The sequence below is a fragment of the Citrobacter sp. RHB35-C17 genome (assembly GCF_013816795.1).
Taxonomy (GTDB): Bacteria; Pseudomonadota; Gammaproteobacteria; order Enterobacterales; family Enterobacteriaceae; genus Citrobacter_A; species Citrobacter_A amalonaticus.
On record NZ_CP057150.1, the window covers coordinates 3,125,725 to 3,144,103 of the forward strand.

General features: G+C 53.2%; 19 protein-coding genes. 7 read left to right on the forward strand and 12 right to left on the reverse strand.

The features are described 5' to 3' along the window. Nucleotides 1-51 precede the first annotated feature (51 nt). Nucleotides 52-507, reverse strand: coding sequence for a terminus macrodomain insulation protein YfbV (yfbV, locus tag HVZ37_RS14850; RefSeq protein ID WP_042317796.1), 456 nt, complete (start codon nucleotides 505-507; stop codon nucleotides 52-54). 338 nt (nucleotides 508-845) lie between these two features. Here yfbV and ackA point away from each other — a divergent pair, with 338 nt between their 5' ends. From ackA to yfcC, 3 genes are all read left to right on the forward strand, one after another. Beyond that, the gene (gene ackA / locus HVZ37_RS14855; protein WP_042317795.1) at nucleotides 846-2,048 is read left to right on the forward strand and encodes an acetate kinase; all 1,203 of its coding nucleotides are present in this window, start codon (nucleotides 846-848) and stop codon (nucleotides 2,046-2,048) included. A gap of 74 nt (nucleotides 2,049-2,122) precedes the next feature. Beyond that, nucleotides 2,123-4,264, forward strand: a complete 2,142-nt coding sequence (gene pta, locus HVZ37_RS14860; protein ID WP_043000012.1) for a phosphate acetyltransferase — start codon at nucleotides 2,123-2,125, stop codon at nucleotides 4,262-4,264. Nucleotides 4,265-4,449: 185 nt separating this feature from the next. Continuing rightward, on the forward strand, nucleotides 4,450-5,970 hold the full coding sequence (gene yfcC, locus HVZ37_RS14865; protein WP_181627651.1) for a putative basic amino acid antiporter YfcC: 1,521 nt from the start codon (nucleotides 4,450-4,452) through the stop codon (nucleotides 5,968-5,970). Nucleotides 5,971-6,023: 53 nt separating this feature from the next. On the opposite strand, the gene yfcD is transcribed toward yfcC, so the two are convergent. Genes yfcD through yfcF form a run of 3 tightly spaced genes read right to left on the reverse strand, consistent with a single transcriptional unit; the run spans nucleotide 6,024 to nucleotide 7,898 of the window. After that, nucleotides 6,024-6,590: an NUDIX hydrolase YfcD gene (gene yfcD, locus HVZ37_RS14870; protein ID WP_042317782.1), complete on the reverse strand. Its 567-nt coding sequence runs from the start codon at nucleotides 6,588-6,590 to the stop codon at nucleotides 6,024-6,026. 56 nt (nucleotides 6,591-6,646) lie between these two features. Next, nucleotides 6,647-7,198: a phosphodiesterase gene (gene yfcE, locus HVZ37_RS14875; RefSeq protein WP_054175965.1), complete on the reverse strand. Its 552-nt coding sequence runs from the start codon at nucleotides 7,196-7,198 to the stop codon at nucleotides 6,647-6,649. Nucleotides 7,199-7,253: 55 nt separating this feature from the next. Further along, complete coding sequence (yfcF, locus tag HVZ37_RS14880; RefSeq protein WP_181627652.1) at nucleotides 7,254-7,898, reverse strand: glutathione transferase; 645 nt, start codon at nucleotides 7,896-7,898, stop codon at nucleotides 7,254-7,256. Between the two features lie 138 nt (nucleotides 7,899-8,036). On the opposite strand from yfcF, the gene yfcG reads away from it, so the two are divergent. The 4 genes from yfcG (at nucleotide 8,037) to HVZ37_RS14900 (ending at nucleotide 10,588) form a co-directional block, all read left to right on the forward strand. Further along, nucleotides 8,037-8,672, forward strand: coding sequence for a GSH-dependent disulfide bond oxidoreductase (yfcG, locus tag HVZ37_RS14885; RefSeq protein WP_061069830.1), 636 nt, complete (start codon nucleotides 8,037-8,039; stop codon nucleotides 8,670-8,672). A gap of 66 nt (nucleotides 8,673-8,738) precedes the next feature. Next, nucleotides 8,739-9,101: a dihydroneopterin triphosphate 2'-epimerase gene (gene folX, locus HVZ37_RS14890; RefSeq protein ID WP_043000007.1), complete on the forward strand. Its 363-nt coding sequence runs from the start codon at nucleotides 8,739-8,741 to the stop codon at nucleotides 9,099-9,101. Nucleotides 9,102-9,121: 20 nt separating this feature from the next. After that, nucleotides 9,122-10,015, forward strand: a complete 894-nt coding sequence (locus tag HVZ37_RS14895) for a TIGR01777 family oxidoreductase (protein ID WP_181627653.1) — start codon at nucleotides 9,122-9,124, stop codon at nucleotides 10,013-10,015. A gap of 69 nt (nucleotides 10,016-10,084) precedes the next feature. After that, on the forward strand, nucleotides 10,085-10,588 hold the full coding sequence (locus HVZ37_RS14900; protein WP_043000005.1) for a GNAT family N-acetyltransferase: 504 nt from the start codon (nucleotides 10,085-10,087) through the stop codon (nucleotides 10,586-10,588). Nucleotides 10,589-10,617: 29 nt separating this feature from the next. Here the strand turns inward: HVZ37_RS14900 and HVZ37_RS14905 are convergent, their stop codons facing one another. The 8 genes from HVZ37_RS14905 to purF form a co-directional block, all read right to left on the reverse strand. Next, nucleotides 10,618-11,523, reverse strand: a complete 906-nt coding sequence (locus tag HVZ37_RS14905; RefSeq protein WP_054175962.1) for an Rpn family recombination-promoting nuclease/putative transposase — start codon at nucleotides 11,521-11,523, stop codon at nucleotides 10,618-10,620. 201 nt (nucleotides 11,524-11,724) lie between these two features. After that, on the reverse strand, nucleotides 11,725-12,498 hold the full coding sequence (gene hisP / locus HVZ37_RS14910; protein WP_043001873.1) for a histidine ABC transporter ATP-binding protein HisP: 774 nt from the start codon (nucleotides 12,496-12,498) through the stop codon (nucleotides 11,725-11,727). A gap of 13 nt (nucleotides 12,499-12,511) precedes the next feature. Beyond that, complete coding sequence (gene hisM / locus HVZ37_RS14915; protein ID WP_181627654.1) at nucleotides 12,512-13,219, reverse strand: histidine ABC transporter permease HisM; 708 nt, start codon at nucleotides 13,217-13,219, stop codon at nucleotides 12,512-12,514. Continuing rightward, complete coding sequence (locus HVZ37_RS14920) at nucleotides 13,216-13,902, reverse strand: histidine ABC transporter permease HisQ (RefSeq protein ID WP_043000003.1); 687 nt, start codon at nucleotides 13,900-13,902, stop codon at nucleotides 13,216-13,218. Before HVZ37_RS14920 ends, hisM begins: the two co-directional genes overlap by 4 nt. A gap of 188 nt (nucleotides 13,903-14,090) precedes the next feature. Further along, complete coding sequence (gene hisJ / locus HVZ37_RS14925; RefSeq protein WP_044258497.1) at nucleotides 14,091-14,873, reverse strand: histidine ABC transporter substrate-binding protein HisJ; 783 nt, start codon at nucleotides 14,871-14,873, stop codon at nucleotides 14,091-14,093. A gap of 246 nt (nucleotides 14,874-15,119) precedes the next feature. Continuing rightward, a complete protein-coding gene (gene argT, locus HVZ37_RS14930) occupies nucleotides 15,120-15,902 on the reverse strand; it encodes a lysine/arginine/ornithine ABC transporter substrate-binding protein ArgT (protein WP_043000001.1) in 783 nt (260 codons plus the stop codon). Between the two features lie 288 nt (nucleotides 15,903-16,190). Beyond that, nucleotides 16,191-16,760 (reverse strand): UbiX family flavin prenyltransferase, encoded by a 570-nt coding sequence (locus tag HVZ37_RS14935; protein WP_044258495.1) that lies wholly within the window; start codon nucleotides 16,758-16,760, stop codon nucleotides 16,191-16,193. Between the two features lie 96 nt (nucleotides 16,761-16,856). After that, nucleotides 16,857-18,374, reverse strand: coding sequence for an amidophosphoribosyltransferase (purF, locus tag HVZ37_RS14940; RefSeq protein ID WP_042999999.1), 1,518 nt, complete (start codon nucleotides 18,372-18,374; stop codon nucleotides 16,857-16,859). Between the last annotated feature and the right edge of the window lie 5 nt (nucleotides 18,375-18,379).

The following is an 18,379-nucleotide window of genomic DNA, read 5'->3' on the forward strand; positions in this document are numbered from 1 at the left end:
AAAAAAGAAGGCATTAATATGCCTTCTTTTATATGCGTAATCAGGGGGCAATTACAAATCATCAAGGAAAGTTTTATCCAGTTGTTTGAAGGCACGCTTAAGCGTGTCAGCTAACGCCTGGTAATCCGGCTTCCCTTCAACCGGGGAGAGCGCTTGCCCCGCCTCCTGTAATTTGCCTCTGACTTCATAAAACCAGTTCAGGATCGAGGGCGGCAGCGGCGTGACGGAACGCTTCCCTAACCACCATAGCCCCTGCATCGGCAGGCTGAGCGCGAACAACGCGGTGGCGACGGCAGGCCCTAACTGGCCGCCCAGTGCTATCTGCCAGCACAGGGTAAAGATAGCGATCGGCGGCATAAAGCGAATAGCGTAACGTGTCATCCGAATCACGCGGTTCTCAACAAAGACGGGTGCAAGGCGCTTTTCCATTGGCCACGTCTTTGAGTAATGTTGCCCCCGACGAAAAAGGCTAAAAAAATTTACGGAGCGATGATCCGGCGTCGACATGGCTTACCTCAACTTCACATATAAAATTTCAAATATTTGTGCAAAACAACAACTATACGGGACAACGTTCAAAACATTTTGTCATTGATACCCACTATCGGGTATCCTGTAGCGGCCTGTAAAAGGCCTGTAGTCCAAAATCATTGAGTCGTCAAATTTACATATAGTATGCCATTGGCTGAAAAATACGCAAAATGGCATAGACTCAAAGGTATTTCTTCCATCATGCCAAAAAAGACAACTGGCATGATGTTAATCATAAATGTCAGCGTCACACTGCGCTACGCTCTATGGCTCCCTGACGTTTTTTTAGCCACGTATCAATAATAGGTACTTCCATGTCGAGTAAGTTAGTACTGGTTCTGAACTGCGGTAGCTCCTCACTGAAATTTGCAATCATCGATGCAGTTAACGGTGAAGAGTACCTTTCTGGTTTAGCCGAATGTTTCCATCTCCCTGAAGCACGTATCAAATGGAAAATGGACGGCGGTAAACAAGAAGCGGCTTTGGGTGCAGGCGCCGCTCACAGTGAAGCGCTGAACTTTATCGTTAATACTATTCTGGCACAAAAACCAGAACTGTCTGCGCAGTTGACTGCAATCGGTCACCGTATCGTACACGGCGGCGAGAAGTATACCAGCTCCGTGGTTATCGATGACTCTGTTATTCAGGGCATCAAAGATTCTGCCTCTTTCGCACCGCTGCATAACCCGGCTCACCTGATCGGGATTGCAGAAGCACTGAAATCCTTCCCGCAGTTGAAAGACAAAAACGTGGCTGTGTTTGACACCGCGTTCCATCAGACCATGCCGGAAGAGTCTTACCTCTATGCCCTGCCGTACAGCCTGTACAAAGAACACGGCGTTCGTCGTTATGGCGCGCACGGTACCAGCCACTTCTTCGTTACCCAGGAAGCGGCAAAAATGCTGAACAAACCGGTAGAAGAGCTGAACATCATCACGTGCCACCTGGGCAACGGGGGTTCTGTTTCTGCTATCCGCAATGGTAAATGTGTTGATACCTCTATGGGCCTGACCCCGCTGGAAGGCCTGGTGATGGGTACCCGCTCTGGTGACATCGACCCGGCAATCATTTTCCACCTGCACGACACGCTGGGCATGAGCGTTGATCAGATCAACAAGATGCTGACCAAAGAATCCGGCCTGCTGGGTCTGACCGAAGTGACCAGCGACTGCCGTTATGTTGAAGACAACTACACCACCAAAGAAGACGCGAAACGTGCAATGGACGTTTACTGCCACCGTCTGGCGAAGTACATCGGTTCCTACACGGCGCTGATGGACGGTCGTCTGGACGCCGTTGTCTTCACCGGCGGTATCGGTGAGAACGCGGCCATGGTTCGCGAGCTGTCCTTGGGTAAACTGGGCGTGCTGGGCTTTGAAGTTGATCATGAACGTAACCTGGCTGCCCGTTTCGGCAAATCTGGTTTCATCAACAAAGAAGGTACCCGTCCTGCGGTGGTGATCCCAACCAACGAAGAACTGGTTATCGCGCAAGACGCGAGCCGTCTGACTGCCTGATATCACACCGCCAGCTAAGCTGGCGGTGCTGTTTTGTAACCCGCCCAACGGGCGGTAACGAAAGAGGATAAACCGTGTCCCGTATTATTATGCTGATCCCTACCGGAACCAGCGTCGGCCTGACCAGCGTCAGCCTCGGCGTCATCCGTGCTATGGAACGCAAAGGCGTTCGTCTGAGTGTCTTTAAGCCCATCGCCCAGCCACGCGCTGGTGGCGATGCGCCAGACCAGACCACCGCTATCGTTCGTGCAAACTCTTCTGTCACCGCGGCTGAACCGCTGAAGATGAGCCACGTAGAGTCTCTGCTGTCCAGCAACCAGAAAGATGTGCTGATGGAAGAGATCATCGCAAACTACCATGCGAACACCAAAGACGCAGAAGTGGTACTGGTTGAAGGCCTGGTCCCAACCCGTAAACACCAGTTCGCGCAGTCTCTGAACTACGAAATCGCTAAAACGCTGAACGCGGAAATCGTCTTCGTCATGTCTCAGGGCACCGATACGCCGGAACAGTTGAACGAGCGTATTGAACTGACTCGCAGCAGCTTCGGCGGCGCAAAAAACACCAACATCACCGGCGTTATCGTGAACAAACTGAACGCTCCGGTTGATGAACAAGGTCGTACCCGTCCGGATCTGTCTGAGATTTTCGACGACTCTTCCAAAGCGCAGGTCGTAAAAGTCGATCCGGCACAGCTCACCGCAAGCAGCCCACTGCCGGTTCTCGGCGCAGTGCCGTGGAGCTTTGAGCTGATCGCGACCCGTGCGATCGATATGGCGCGCCACCTGAATGCCACCATCGTCAACGAAGGCGACATCAATACGCGTCGCGTGAAGTCTGTCACCTTCTGTGCGCGTAGCATTCCGCACATGCTGGAACACTTCCGCGCCGGTTCCCTGCTGGTCACCTCCGCTGACCGTCCGGACGTGCTGGTTGCCGCGTGTCTGGCCGCGATGAATGGCGTTGAAATCGGCGCCCTGCTGCTGACCGGTGGCTACGAAATGGATGCGCGCATCTCTAAACTGTGTGAACGCGCTTTCGCTACCGGCCTGCCGGTATTCATGGTGAACACCAACACCTGGCAAACTTCTCTGAGCCTGCAGAGCTTCAACCTGGAAGTGCCGGTTGACGATCACGCACGCATCGAGAAAGTTCAGGAATACGTGGCGAACTACATCAACGCTGACTGGATCGAGTCCCTGACCGCGACCTCTGAGCGTAGCCGTCGTCTGTCTCCTCCAGCCTTCCGCTATCAGTTGACCGAACTGGCGCGTAAAGCCGGTAAACGCGTTGTGCTGCCAGAAGGCGACGAACCGCGTACCGTGAAAGCGGCAGCCATCTGTGCTGAACGTGGTATCGCAACCTGCGTACTGCTGGGTAACCCGGAAGAGATCAACCGCGTTGCGGCCTCTCAGGGCGTTGAGCTCGGCGCTGGCATCGAAATCGTGGATCCGGAAGTGGTTCGCGAAAGCTATGTCGCGCGTCTGGTTGAACTGCGTAAGAGCAAAGGCATGACCGAAACCGTTGCCCGCGAACAGCTGGAAGACAACGTGGTTCTCGGTACGCTGATGCTGGAACAAGACGAAGTTGACGGTCTGGTATCAGGCGCTGTTCACACCACGGCTAACACCATTCGTCCGCCGCTGCAGCTTATCAAAACTGCGCCAGGCAGTTCACTGGTTTCCTCCGTCTTCTTCATGCTGCTGCCAGAACAGGTTTACGTTTACGGCGACTGCGCGATCAACCCGGATCCGACCGCTGAACAGCTGGCTGAAATCGCTATCCAGTCTGCTGACTCTGCCATTGCCTTTGGTATCGAACCGCGCGTCGCAATGCTCTCCTACTCCACCGGCACCTCTGGTGCGGGTAGCGACGTTGAGAAAGTGCGTGAAGCAACTCGTCTTGCACAGGAAAAACGTCCTGACCTGATGATCGACGGTCCGCTGCAGTACGATGCCGCCGTGATGGCTGACGTGGCAAAATCCAAAGCGCCGAACTCTCCGGTTGCGGGTCGCGCTACCGTGTTCATCTTCCCGGATCTGAACACCGGTAACACCACTTACAAAGCGGTACAGCGTTCTGCCGACCTGATCTCCATCGGGCCGATGCTGCAGGGTATGCGCAAGCCGGTGAATGACCTGTCCCGTGGCGCGCTGGTTGACGATATCGTCTACACCATCGCTCTGACCGCGATTCAGTCTTCACAACAGCAGTAAGTTGTCTCCGCTGGGTCCGGACGGGCCCGGTCAAAAGCCGGAAATCACCCTGATTTCCGGCTTTTTTATTGCCGTTTCTGGCAATGCAAAAACGGATTTATTTGCTTAACTGCGCTGCATCAATGAATAACCATTCGCCTGTTTGCATACTTAGCCTCTTTGCTTTGCAACAGGGATAGTCTTTCATGTCTGCAGTAACCGAAACACAGCCAGCCAGAAAATGGGCCATGCCCGATACGCTGGTCATTATTTTCTTTGTCGCCATTTTAACCAGCCTTGCGACCTGGGTTGTCCCCGTCGGGATGTTCGACAGCCAGGAGGTGCAATACCAGGTAGATGGTCAGACAAAAACCCGTAAAGTGGTTGACCCCCACTCTTTCCGTATTCTGACCAACGAGGCCGGTGAAGCGCAGTATCATCCGGTTAAATTCTTCACTACCGGCGATGAAAGCCCGGGACTGATGAACTTCCCGTTCGAAGGGCTGACCTCCGGCTCTAAATTCGGTACTGCCGTCGGTATCATCATGTTTATGCTGGTGATTGGCGGCGCGTTTGGCATCGTTATGCGCACGGGAACTATTGATAACGGCATCCTTGCGCTCATCCGTCATACCAAAGGCAACGAGGTTCTGTTTATCCCGGTACTGTTTATTCTCTTCTCGCTGGGCGGTGCGGTGTTCGGCATGGGAGAAGAGGCGGTTGCCTTCGCGATCATCATCGCGCCGCTGATGGTGCGACTGGGGTATGACAGTATCACCACGGTGTTAGTGACCTATATTGCGACACAAATTGGCTTTGCCAGTTCATGGATGAACCCTTTCTGCGTGGTGGTCGCGCAGGGCATTGCCGGCGTACCGGTCCTCTCCGGTTCCGGTCTGCGCATCGTGGTATGGGTTATTTCGACACTGATCGGTCTGACGTTTACCCTGGTCTATGCCTCGCGGGTGAAAAAGAATCCGCTTCTGTCACGCGTGCATGAATCTGACCGTTTCTTTCGCGAACAGCAGGATGACGTTGTCGAGCGCCGCTTCACAATCGGCGACTGGCTGGTGCTGCTGGTACTGACCGGGGTGATGGTTTGGGTGGTCTGGGGCGTTATCGTCAACGCATGGTTTATTCCGGAGATAGCCAGCCAGTTCTTCACCATGGGCCTGGTCATTGGCATTATCGCCGTTGTCTTCCGTCTTAACGGCATGACGGTCAACATTATGGCGTCCTCATTCACCGAAGGCGCACGCATGATGATTGCCCCCGCCCTGCTGGTAGGTTTTGCCAAAGGCATTTTACTGTTGGTAGGCAACGGCGAAGCGGGTGACGCCAGCGTGCTCAATACGCTGTTACACAGCATCGCCAACGGCATCAGCGGACTGGACAACGCCGTTGCCGCGTGGTTTATGCTGCTCTTCCAGGCAGTGTTTAATTTCTTTGTAACGTCGGGATCGGGCCAGGCGGCGCTGACCATGCCGCTGTTAGCGCCGCTCGGCGATCTGATGGGGGTTAACCGTCAGGTCACCGTACTGGCGTTCCAGTTTGGCGATGGCTTTAGCCACATCATCTATCCGACCTCTGCATCACTGATGGCGACATTAGGCGTCTGTCGGGTGGATTTCCGTAACTGGTTGAAAGTGGGTGCGACGCTGCTGGGGCTGCTATTCATTATGTCCAGCGTGGTGGTGATTGGCGCACAAATCATGGGATACCACTAAAAGACAAAAGGAGCCGCTTATGGCTCCTTTTTACGGTTAGTTCAGAAAGGACGCTACTCCGCCTCTTCCTGCTTCTCCTGTTGCGACTCTGACCTTGCCGCTTCATTTTTAGCGTTACGGGTCATCCACAGCGCCAGCGCTTTCAGCGAGTCGGGCGTGAATTCATCACAACGGGCGGTAATTTCTTCCGGCGTCAACCAGCAAACTTCGCTGACCTCTTCTTCCTGCAAGGCGAACGGGCCGTGCGACACACAGCTGAACAGCGCACCCCAGACGCGACAGTTCTTATCTTCAAAGTAGAACTGACCATGTTCGGCGAATGGCACACCGGCGATGCCTAACTCTTCTTCCGCTTCACGGCGGGCAGAATCCAGCAACTGTTCGTCAGCCTGCACAACGCCACCGGCAGTGGCATCTAACATTCCGGGTAAAAAGTCTTTTGTCTCGGTACGACGTTGCACCAGTATTTTGCCCATTCCGTCGTGTACAACAATATAGGTCGCACGATGACGCAGGCCCTGCGCTCGCATCTGTTCCCGGCTGGATTGTGCAATGACTTCGTTGTCTTCATTCACAATATCCACCCATTCCGTACTTGCCAAACGACGCTGTTCCACCATCAGGAAACCTTCTTTTTCTGGCGCTCTTACGGCGCATTTACATATGTGGGGGTAAATTACGAATTAATCGCCACCTGCGCAATGATACTTTGATCATTGAGTGCGATAACGCTCAAAACATTATCGTCCAGCAGGCCATAACTTGCCTGGTAGCCACCTTTCGGAATGCTTACTGAACCCGGGTTGAAGTGATAAATATCGCCTCTTTTTTCTGCCACCGGCAGATGCGTATGCCCGTATACCAGGACATCACCGGCCCGCAGTGCCGGCAGGTTATCCGGCCCAAAGAGATGACCGTGAGTCAGAAACAGTCGCTGATTTTCCAGTAGCACCTGCTGCCAGGGCGCGGTTATTGGAAACTGCAGCAGCATTTGATCCACTTCACTATCACAATTTCCCCGCACCGCGACAATCTGCGACGCCTGTTCATTGAGCCGCTCAGCGACCTGAGCGGGCGCGTAGCCTTCGGGTAACGCATTTCGCGGTCCGTGGTTGAGGACATCGCCCAGTATCACCAGCCACTGCGCGCCGCTCTGTGAAAACAGGGTCAGCACGCGTTCTGTAGCGGGCAGGGACCCATGAATGTCGGATGCAAACATCAGTTTCATCACATGCTCCGTGTCATCAAAAACCGCATTATGATACTGGATTACAAACGTTTTATCAGCCTGAACGCTTCGCGGAAAGCGCAATATAACGCTGGACAGAGGCGCGTTGCCACTGAAATGCTGCATATTCCGCCAGTCGCTCCGGGACGTCGTCGCCGTTGAGAACCAGACGGTTGAGCATCAGGGCTAAATCAGTATCGGCCAGACACCATTCACCGAAAAGATTTGGCATGTCATGTGCCAGCAGATTCCCCGCTATGGAGAACAGTTTGTCTGCGCTGATTTTCCCCGCCTCGCTCAGCGGTCTTTTTTTTACCCCACCGAAAACGACATCCGTCGGACGTTCTTCTCGAATGGGCAGTAAATCACTGCGCAACCATGCCTGTATCTGCCGCGCACGCGCGCGTTTTTGCAGGTCGTGAGGATAGATTCGCTCCCAGGTGGGTGGCGAAAAGCGGTCTTCCAGGTATTCAGCAATCGCGGAGGACTCGCTCAACTCAAAACCATCGATGTTCAGCAACGGTACCCGACGCGTCAGTGCATACCCCTGCCAGCCCGGTTGTAGATGCTCACCGTTGTTAAGATCGACGGTTTTCAGACTAAACGGCAGTCCCTTTTCCTGCAAAGCGACATACACGGAGAGCACATAGGGGGAGAAATAGTTTGCATCGGACCACAGCGTGATAGTGGGTTTACTCATGGCATCCTCGTCTTTATTAGGCTTTTCTCCCAACATAGAGGGTCTTTCGCTCGCTGTCACCTGATGAAAACTCACACAGCACGACAGGCTTTCTATACTTGTGGTTGGCTTATCCGATAAACACGTTGTGGAGCAGAAATGATCGACCTCTATTACGCCCCGACACCCAATGGGCACAAGATTACCCTCTTCCTTGAGGAAGCCGCGCTGGACTACCGATTAATTAAAGTGGATATCAGTAAGGGTAATCAGTTTCGCCCCGATTTCCTCGCCATTTCACCCAACAATAAAATTCCCGCGATCGTCGATCATAACCCGCTCGATGGCGGCACATCGCTGAGCCTGTTTGAGTCCGGTGCCATTTTGCTCTATCTGGCGGAAAAGAGCGGCCTGTTGCTTAGCGGTGAATTACGCGAGCGCCATAGCACGCTGCAATGGCTGTTCTGGCAGGTGGGCGGGCTGGGCCCAATGCTTGGTCAAAACCACCATTTCAACCATTTTGCTCCACAGTCCATCCCCTACGCTATTGAGCGCTATCAGGTTGAAACACAACGGCTGTATAACGTTCTCAATAAACGGCTGGAGATGTCGCCGTGGCTGGGCGGCGAGCATTACAGCATTGCCGATATCGCCTGCTGGCCGTGGGTGAACGCCTGGCAGCGTCAGCGCGTCGACCTGGACATGTTTCCCGCCGTGAAGAATTGGTTTGAGCGCATTCGCAGTCGGCCCGCCACAGAACGCGCAATGATGCTGGCGTATCAGGATCCTGCGTGAGCAAGAGGATAACGCGACCGGGTTCTCGTGTATCATGCGAGAGTTCATACATGGAGGAGACCTGCAATGTCACATCATGACGCTATAATTCGTATAAAAAACCTTCGCTTACGCACTTTCATTGGCATCAAAGAGGAAGAGATCAATAACCGACAGGATATTGTCATCAACGTTGCGATTCACTATCCGGCGGACAAGGCTCGCGTCAGCGAAGATATCAATGATGCGTTGAATTACCGCACGATCACCAAAAATATCATCCTGCACGTTGAGAACAATCGCTTCTCATTGTTAGAAAAATTAACCCAGGATGTGCTCGATATCGCACGCGAACACCACTGGGTCACTTATGCTGAAGTGGAAGTCGACAAACTACACGCGTTGCGTTATGCCGATTCCGTCTCCATGACGTTGAGCTGGCAGCGCTAACCGACATCACGGGAGGCTGCATGAAGATACTGGTAACTGGAGGGACTGGCCTTATTGGAGGACACCTGGTCCCGCGCCTGCAGGAACTGGGTCATCAGGTGACCGTACTGACCCGCCACCGCGATACTGCCCGGGAAAAGCTCAATGACCGGGTGACACTGTGGGACACGCTGGGAGATAAGCAAAATCTCGACGGTTTTGACGCGGTGATTAACCTGGCCGGTGAGCCCATTGCTGACAAGCGCTGGACGACGGAGCAAAAAGATCGCTTGTGTCAGAGCCGCTGGCGCATCACCCAGAAACTGGCGGACCTCATTAATGCCAGTGAAACCCCGCCGTCAGTCCTGATTTCAGGTTCTGCCACAGGTTATTATGGCGATCTGGGCGAAGTGGTCGTCACTGAGGAAGAACCGCCGCATAACGAATTCACCCATAAACTTTGCGCACGCTGGGAGCAAATTGCCTGCGAAGCGCAAAGCGACAAAACGCGTGTTTGCCTGCTGCGTACCGGCGTGGTGCTGGCACCAAAGGGCGGGATCCTAGGCAAAATGGTTCCACCGTTTCGTCTGGGTCTCGGTGGCCCCATTGGCAACGGTCGCCAGTATCTGGCCTGGATCCACATTGATGATATGGTCAATGCGATTCTCTGGCTGCTGGATAACGACCTGCGTGGGCCGTTCAACATGGTCTCGCCCTATCCGGTACGCAATGAGCAGTTTGCTCATGCGCTGGGACATGCCCTGCAACGGCCAGCCATTCTTCGCGTACCAGCCACCGTGATGCGCCTGCTGATGGGCGAATCATCGGTACTGGTGCTGGGTGGGCAACGCGCCCTGCCCAAACGACTGGAAGCCGCCGGATTTCCCTTCCGTTGGTATGACCTTGAAGAAGCGCTGGCGGATGTCGTTCGCTAACGTCTTCCCTGTTCACTCTCGCCGTTCCGGTGGTAAGGTAGTCTCACTGGCTCCCGGAATGGCGATTTTATGGCACGACTCACAACCGAACGACTGACGCTTTCCCCGTTTCAACCCACAGACTGGCCCTTTTTCCTCGCGCTTCGTGAAAATCCGGACATCATGCGTTTTATGGGCAACCTCTGCCCGGAACGCGAAACGCGTTTGCTGTTTGCACGTCGTCTTACCTCAAAACACACCTTCGTGATCCGCCAGCATCACGATGCCACACCGCTGGGCGACATTGGCTTACAAATCAGTCATCATTTTCCGCAGGAAGCTGACATCGGTTATTGCGTTATTCCCGCCGTCCAGGGACGCGGTATCGCCAGTGAGGCCGTTCGTGCCGTCTGCGACTATGCCTTCCGCGAAGCTGGCGTGAAAGCCATCAACGCCTGGGTGCTTGCCGAGAACCGGGGTTCAGTCCGCCTGCTGGAAAAACTGGGATTTGTGCGTACGCAGGTGCTGGAGAAAGCGTTTGAGATCAACGGTATCCACTATGACGACTGGGGATACCGTCTGGAGATGGCGTGAGGTTAACCGTTCATCGACGCAAGAAAGTCTCAGGCGCGCGTAGCGGTAAGCTCGTCAACGGGAAGACCGGTTATCCTGGCGACGGTGTGGGCATCAATCCCATCTGCCAGCATCATACGTGCAATCCGCTGGGCTTCATCGCGTTTGCCCTGTTGAATCCCCTGATCTAACCCCTGCTGACGCAATCTGTCGGCGATAGTCATTAGTCTCTCCTTGTGGTGGGGTGAACGCTGGGCAACCTCGGCAAGAAACTCACTAAAATGCGCGGCGTCACCGGTTTGCATCATATAATTAAACAGCGTTTTCAACTGGCTGTCATTAGCGTAACCCTTAATCAACAGGGCAACTAATTGCTCCATCAAGCCCATTAAATCACGCTTGCGGATATGCTTTTGCATTAACTCCAGGAGCGCTATCCGTCGATGCTGCATAATGTCATCATCCGCCACAACCGTAATATCAACCAGAGGAAAGGCGGCGGTATAGAGTTGTCTTGCCGTAGAGGGATCGGCAAATTCATCCAGCCAACACAAGGAAAAGGGATAGGGCGTCACCGCGCCGTGATAAAATAACATCGGGATCACCAATGGCAGTTTTTTATGTCCGGCATCGAGATGACGTTGCATTGCCCCCATGGCATAGCGCATCAGTCGGAATGCCATATGAGCATCGGGTGAACTTTGATGTTCAATCACCACATAGATAAAGCCCTCTCCTTCCGCCGTCTTTAACGACCAAAGAACATCGGAATAATACGCACGGAGATTCTCTTCAATAAAGCTACCTGACTCGAGTTTCAGCGAGTCCAGATCGCAAAGTTGCCGCAATGAAGCAGGCAGATGGAATTCCAGGAAATCTCTGGCAGTGTCCGGGTGGCACATGAACGTTTTAAACACCGCATCATGCGCTGTAACCTTAGCTGTTGTCATGGCCATACCATCATCCCTGTGAGTCGATGACATGACGTTACGCGCATTAATCGTCTGCGACACCAACAGACGTTGCGCTTTGCGGTGATGAATCCAGGGTAAATGTGCTGGTCTGCAATATTTTCAGGGCTTACGGAAAGTCACTCGCAAAAAAAGCCGGGAGGCTGTTGCCTTTCCCGGCTTACCTTAACGATACGCCTGAACCCGTTACTTCAGCGATCCTTTCAGGAACTGTTGCAGGCGTGGACTTTGGGGGTTACCGAAGAGTTGCTCTGGATTGCCCTCTTCTTCGATTTTCCCCTGATGCAAGAAAATCACGTGGCTGGAGACATGGCGGGCAAAGCCCATTTCGTGCGTCACCACCACCATCGTTTTCCCCTCTTCGGCCAGTTGCTGCATGATACGCAGCACCTCGCCGACCAGTTCAGGATCCAGCGCCGAGGTTGGTTCATCAAAGAGCAACACTTCCGGCTCCATCGCCAGGGCGCGTGCAATCGACACTCGCTGCTGCTGACCACCGGAAAGATGCACCGGGTATTTCCCCTGTGCACGCTCATCAATGCCGACTTTCGCCAGGTATTTGGTCGCCCGTTCACGGGCTTCCTGTTTGCTCAGACCCAACACCTGAATTGGCGCTTCCATGACGTTTTCCAGCACCGTCATGTGGCTCCACAGGTTAAAGTGCTGAAACACCATCGTCAGGCGGGTACGCAGTAAACGAAGCTGATTTTTATCCGCCACCTTCAGTTGACCGTCTTTGTCACGCACCAGGTTGATGTTCTGGCCGTTGACCACAATCGACCCTTCGCTCGGTTTTTCGAGGAAGTTTATGCAGCGCAAAAATGTACTTTTCCCGGAGCCGGATGAGCCAATAATACTGATCACATCTCCGGCGTTGGCCTGCAGTGAAACCCCTTTCAGCACTTCGTGTTCGCCGTAGCGTTTGTGCAAATCGATAACGTTTAATTTATTCTCAGACATCGTGTTACCCGAATTATTTAGAGGAAACATGCTGCAACCAGCGCCTTTCCGCACAGCGGAACAGGCTTATCAGGACATACGATATGATTAAGTACAGCACGGCGGCAATACCGAAAGCGGTAAAGGGCTGGTAGGTCGCCGAGTTAATATCACGGGCGATTTTCAGCAGATCCGGAACCGTTGCCGTGAACGCCAGCGCCGTGGAGTGCAGCATTAAAATAACCTCGTTGCTGTACGCGGGTAACGCGATACGCAACGCCGAAGGCAGAATAATGCAACGATACATTTTGAATGAGGAGAAGCCATACGCGCGCGCGGCTTCAATTTCACCGTGCGGAACCGAGCGAATGGCCCCGGCGAAAATCTCTGTGGTATAGGCGCACGTGTTCAGCGTCAGCGCCAGAACGGTACAGTTCAGACCGCTGCGGAAGAAGGCGTTCAGAAAATCGGTGCCTTTGACTATCTCCAGCGTGTACATCCCTGAATAGAACACCAGTAGCTGAACGTACAATGGCGTCCCGCGAAAAATATAGGTAAACAGCCAGATGGGAAACTGGATGAATTTGTTGCTGGAAACACGACCAATGGCCAGAAAAACGGCCAGAATGCCGCCCATCACCACGGAGGAAATCAGCAGCCACAGCGTAATCGCCACCCCCGTAAACCGGTAGCCATCCGTCCACAACAGGGATTTCCAGTACTCCTGAATTATCTCAATCACAGGTCAGCCCTCTTCACACCGACGGAGTAACGGCGCTCAAGGAACAGCAGCACACCATTGGAAACCGTAGTAAATACCAGATAGATAAGCCCGCAGACGATGGCGAAATAGAATGGCTCCCAGGTGCTCTTTCCGGCCAGTTGCGTGGCTTTGACCACATCTTCCAGACCGAGCAGCGAGACCAGCGCCGTCGCTTTGAGGATCACCTGCCAGTTATTCCCAATCCCCGGCAGCGCGTAGCGCATCATTGCCGGAAACATAATACGGCGGAAAATTTGTGAAGAGGTAAAACCGAAAGCGGTAGCAGCTTCAATATGACCTATTGGTACCGCCATAAAAGCGCCACGAAAGGTTTCTGTAAAATACGCGCCATAGATAAAACCGAGCGTAATAATACCAGCGACCATCGGGTCGATATCAATCTGACTGATGCCTATCGCATCGGTTAATGTGTTGAGTGCTATCTGCAGGCCATAAAAAATCAGCAGCATCAGCACCAGATCCGGCACCCCGCGAATGAGGGTGGTATAAGCTTCGAAAATAAGCCCCGTCACCCGGTTTTGCGAGAGTTTAGCCCCCGCACCGACGAGGCCGATCAGAACGGCCAGCACCACGGAACTGAGAGCCAGTTCCAGCGTGACAATTGCGCCCTGTAAAATAACACCTGAAAACCCGTACAACATGCTGCCTGTCCTGTCGTGAGTGGCGAGTTAGAAGCCTCTTTTGACGTGATGGTGCTACCTGTTATGCCGAATGGCGGCGTAGCCTTATCCGGCTTACAGCAATCACCTGTAGGCCGGATAAGCGCAGTGCCATCAGGCATAAAACCGGTTCATCATCACGTCCTGGGCTTTATCTGCACCTGCGGGGATTAACCGCCATAAACATCAAAATCAAAGTATTTCTTCGCCAGCTTCTCGTAAGTTCCGTCAGCGCGCATTTCTGCAAACGCTTTGTTCAGGGCTTCACGCAGTTCGTTATCCTCTTTGCGCAGACCCATGCCGGTCCCTACACCAAACAGTTTCTCGTCTTTCACAGACGGGCCGCCGAATTTGTAATCTTTGCCAACGGGTTGTTTCAGGAAGCCTTCGCTTGCGGCAACTTCGTCCTGGAATGCAGCATCAATACGCCCCGCAGTCAGGTCAGAGTAAATATTGTCCTGCCCCTGATACGACACAATCTCAATGCCTTTTGGCGCCCAGTGTTCGTTACCAAACGTCTCCTGAGTGGTGCCCTGCAGCACACCGACGCGTTTGCCTTTCAGCGACTCAACGGTCGGCTGAATGTCTGATGACTTGGCCACGACCAGACGCGAGTCAGCTGCATAAAGTTTGTCAGTGAAGGCGATTTCCTGCTGACGCTTTTCAGTAATCGAAAGCGAGGACATGATAGCGTCGATTTTCTTCGCTTTTAACGACGGGATCAGCGCATCCAGCGGGTTCTCAACGAAGGTACATTGCGTATTAATACGTTTGCACAGCTCTTTCGCCAGATCGATATCAAAACCCACCAATTCACCCTGCGCATTCTTCGACTCAAACGGGGCGTAGGTTGGATCGGTACCAATACGAACTTTTTGCGGAATGGCGGCAAAGGCTGCGGTAGCACTGGAGAAAGCCAGGACCAGAGAAAGAGATAACACCAGTTTTTTCATAACTATCCTCAACAGACTGTCTTTTATAGGGGATGTTTACAGGACCAGGTGCAGTTATCGTGCCATTAATCGGGTCGACAAGGCAAAACATTCTGCCCTGCCTCCGGTTTATTTTGCATGAAAAGCGCTTAAATATGCACTTCCGCTCTGTTCACCCGCCATAATTGCACCATAATGGTGCATTCAACCCGTCACGCACCGCTATGGCTAACCCAAACGGTGCAGTCAGGTCCCCGTATTCAGGTATCAGTCGCCGTAGACGTTAAAGTCAAAATACTTTTTCGCCATCTTGTCGTAAGTGCCATCCTGACGCAGATCGGCCAGCGCCTTATCAAAGGCAGCTTTCAGTTCCGTATCGTCTTTACGTAAACCGACGCCTGTACCGTCGCCGAAGTACTTTTTATCCTTCACGGAAGGGCCGGCAAAAGCAAAGTCTTTGCCCGCAGGCTGTTTGAGGAAACCTTCACTGGCGGCAACTTCGTCCTGCAATGCCGCATCAAGACGGCCCGCCGTCAGGTCAGAGTAAATCAAATCCTGGTTTGCGTAGGCCACCACATCCACGCCTTTGCTACGCCAGGTGTCATTGGCATAGGCTTCCTGAGTGGAGCCTTGTAACACGCCAACGTGCTTACCTTTAAGCGCGTCAAGCGTTGGCTGAATCGGGGAGCCTTTCGCCGCGATCAGACGCGAATCCGCCGCGTACAGTTTGTCGGAGAAGGCAATTTCCTGCTGGCGCTTATCGGTTATGGAGAGCGAAGAGATAATGGCATCAATTTTCTTCGCTTTGAGCGACGGGATCAGTGCATCGAAATCACTGGCGACCCAGGTACATTTGACCTGCATACGCTTACACATCTCATTGCCCAAATCGATATCAAAGCCGATGAAGTCGCCTTTGGCATCTTTTGAAGAGAACGGAGCGTAGGTGGTATCCGTGCCAATGCGCACCGTTTGCGGCAGCGCTGCATAGCTGGATGCAGTAGCAGATAGACCAATCAGCAATGACAGAGCGAGAATTGACTTCTTCATACATAACCCTCAAGTGGAATGACTTTATTATGTTTTACGTTGTGTTGTGCGTTTGCAGGCTTTTTCATGCAGGTCTTATGCCATTTTCGCGCCGCTCGGGATATTCGACGTTAAATATGTTAATAAAACGTTGCAATATTGTCCTGATGTTGAAGATAGCAGGTCTGACGGATGAACCGCAGCGTTTCAGATGGATTTAGCGAATTAAATGTTGAGGATATGATCGCGGTTACAAAATTGCCCTGTTTCAGGGCAATTGATACAAAAAGGCCCGCCGACGGGGCAATATTATGCACCCTGCCAACGGGTAAAAAGGTCCTGCGGAAGGGCGATATCAAACTGATCGAGGACGCGATTAACTGTCTGATTTATCACATCATCCAGCGTCTGTGGACGATGATAAAACGCCGGAACCGGTGGCATAATGACCGCACCAATTTCCGCCGCCTGGGTCATTAAGCGCAAATGCCCCAGATGGAGCGGCGTTTCCCGAACGCACAGCACCAGTGGGCGGCGCTCTTTTAACACCACGTCTGCCGCGCGGGTCAACAGGCCATCGGTATAGCTATGGACAATACCAGAAAGCGTTTTAATTGAGCACGGCAGAATAACCATTCCGGCGGTCTGAAAAGAGCCGGAGGAGATGCTGGCGGCAATATCGCGCGCATCGTGCGTCACGCTCGCGAGCGCCTGAACATCACGCAGCGATAAGTCAGTCTCGAGAGAAAGCGTCTGGCGGGCGGCCTGGCTCATGATCAGATGCGTTTCAACATCCGGTACATCGCGCAACACCTGGAGCAGCCGCACGCCGTAAATGGCGCCACTGGCACCCGAAATACCAATAATGAGTCGCTTCATGATTTATCGCCCTGTCTGACTTCTGGGCTGACTTTGCAGGATTTTATGGGGAGTTGCAAGTCAGGGGGCGGGATTCGCCCCCTGGCAGGTCAGGGATTACCCTTCGTTGTGCATCTCGAGGTTTTCAACTTCGTTCTGCAACTGAACTGCTTTGGCATCGTCATTACGCAGGGAATCGAGAAAATCGAGATACTGCTGATCCACATCCTTCGTAACGTATACGCCGTTAAACACGGAACATTCAAACTGCTGGATATCCGGGTTCTCGGTACGGACCGCGTCGATCAGATCGTCCAGGTCCTGGAAGATAAGACCGTCTGCGCCGATGATCTGGCGAATCTCATCCACTTCACGACCATGCGCAATAAGTTCGTTTGCAGTAGGCATATCGATGCCGTACACGTTCGGGAAGCGAATCTCTGGTGCCGCAGAGGCCAGATAGACCTTTTTCGCCCCGGCTTCACGTGCCATCTCAATAATCTGCTCTGAGGTGGTGCCGCGCACAATGGAGTCATCCACCAGCAGAACATTTTTATCGCGGAACTCCGCGCGGTTGGCGTTCAGTTTGCGGCGTACGGACTTACGGCGCAGCTGCTGTCCCGGCATGATAAAGGTACGACCAACGTAGCGGTTTTTCACAAACCCCTGACGGTACGGCTTGCCGAGAATACGCGCAATTTCCAGCGCGATATCGCAGGAGGTTTCTGGAATCGGGATGACCACGTCGATATCCAGATCCTCCCACTCACGAGCAATTTTTTCGCCAAGCTTGGTACCCATGTTCACACGGGCGCTGTAAACGGAAATCTTGTCGATGAAGGAATCCGGACGCGCGAAGTAAACATACTCGAACAGGCACGGATTGCTGACCGGGTTTTCGGCACACTGACGGGTGAATAGCTGCCCTTTCTCCGTGATATAAACCGCTTCGCCCGACGCAACGTCACGCAGGAATTCAAAGCCCAGGGTATCCAGCGCGACGCTTTCAGACGCCACCATATATTCGGTGCGACCGTCGCCGACATCACGTTTACCCAACACCAGCGGACGGATACCGTTCGGGTCACGGAAGGCAACCATACCGTGACCAATAATCATCGCCACACAGGCATACGCGCCGCGGATCTGGCGGTTGGTCGCGGCAATCGCGGCAAAAATGTTGTCTGCTTCCAGCGGGTAGTGACGGAAGTTATCCAGTTCACTGGCGAAGATATTGAGCAGGATCTCAGAATCTGAGGTGGTATTGATGTGACGGCGCTTCTCCTCAAACAGCTTTTTACGCAGTTCGTGGGCATTGGTCAGGTTGCCATTGTGGGCAAGCGTGATGCCATACGGGGAGTTGACGTAGAAAGGTTGAGCTTCAGAGGCGCTGGAGCTGCCAGCCGTTGGATAACGCACATGACCGATGCCCATGTTGCCCTGCATACGCTGCATGTGGCGAGCTTCAAAAACATCACTCACCAGACCGTTTGCCTTACGCAAACGGAAGCAGTTATTTGCATCGATGGTGATAATGCCAGCGGCATCCTGACCACGATGCTGAAGCACTGTTAAGGCGTCATAAATCGACTGGTTAACCGGCATAACACCGGCGATACCGACAATACCGCACATACGTC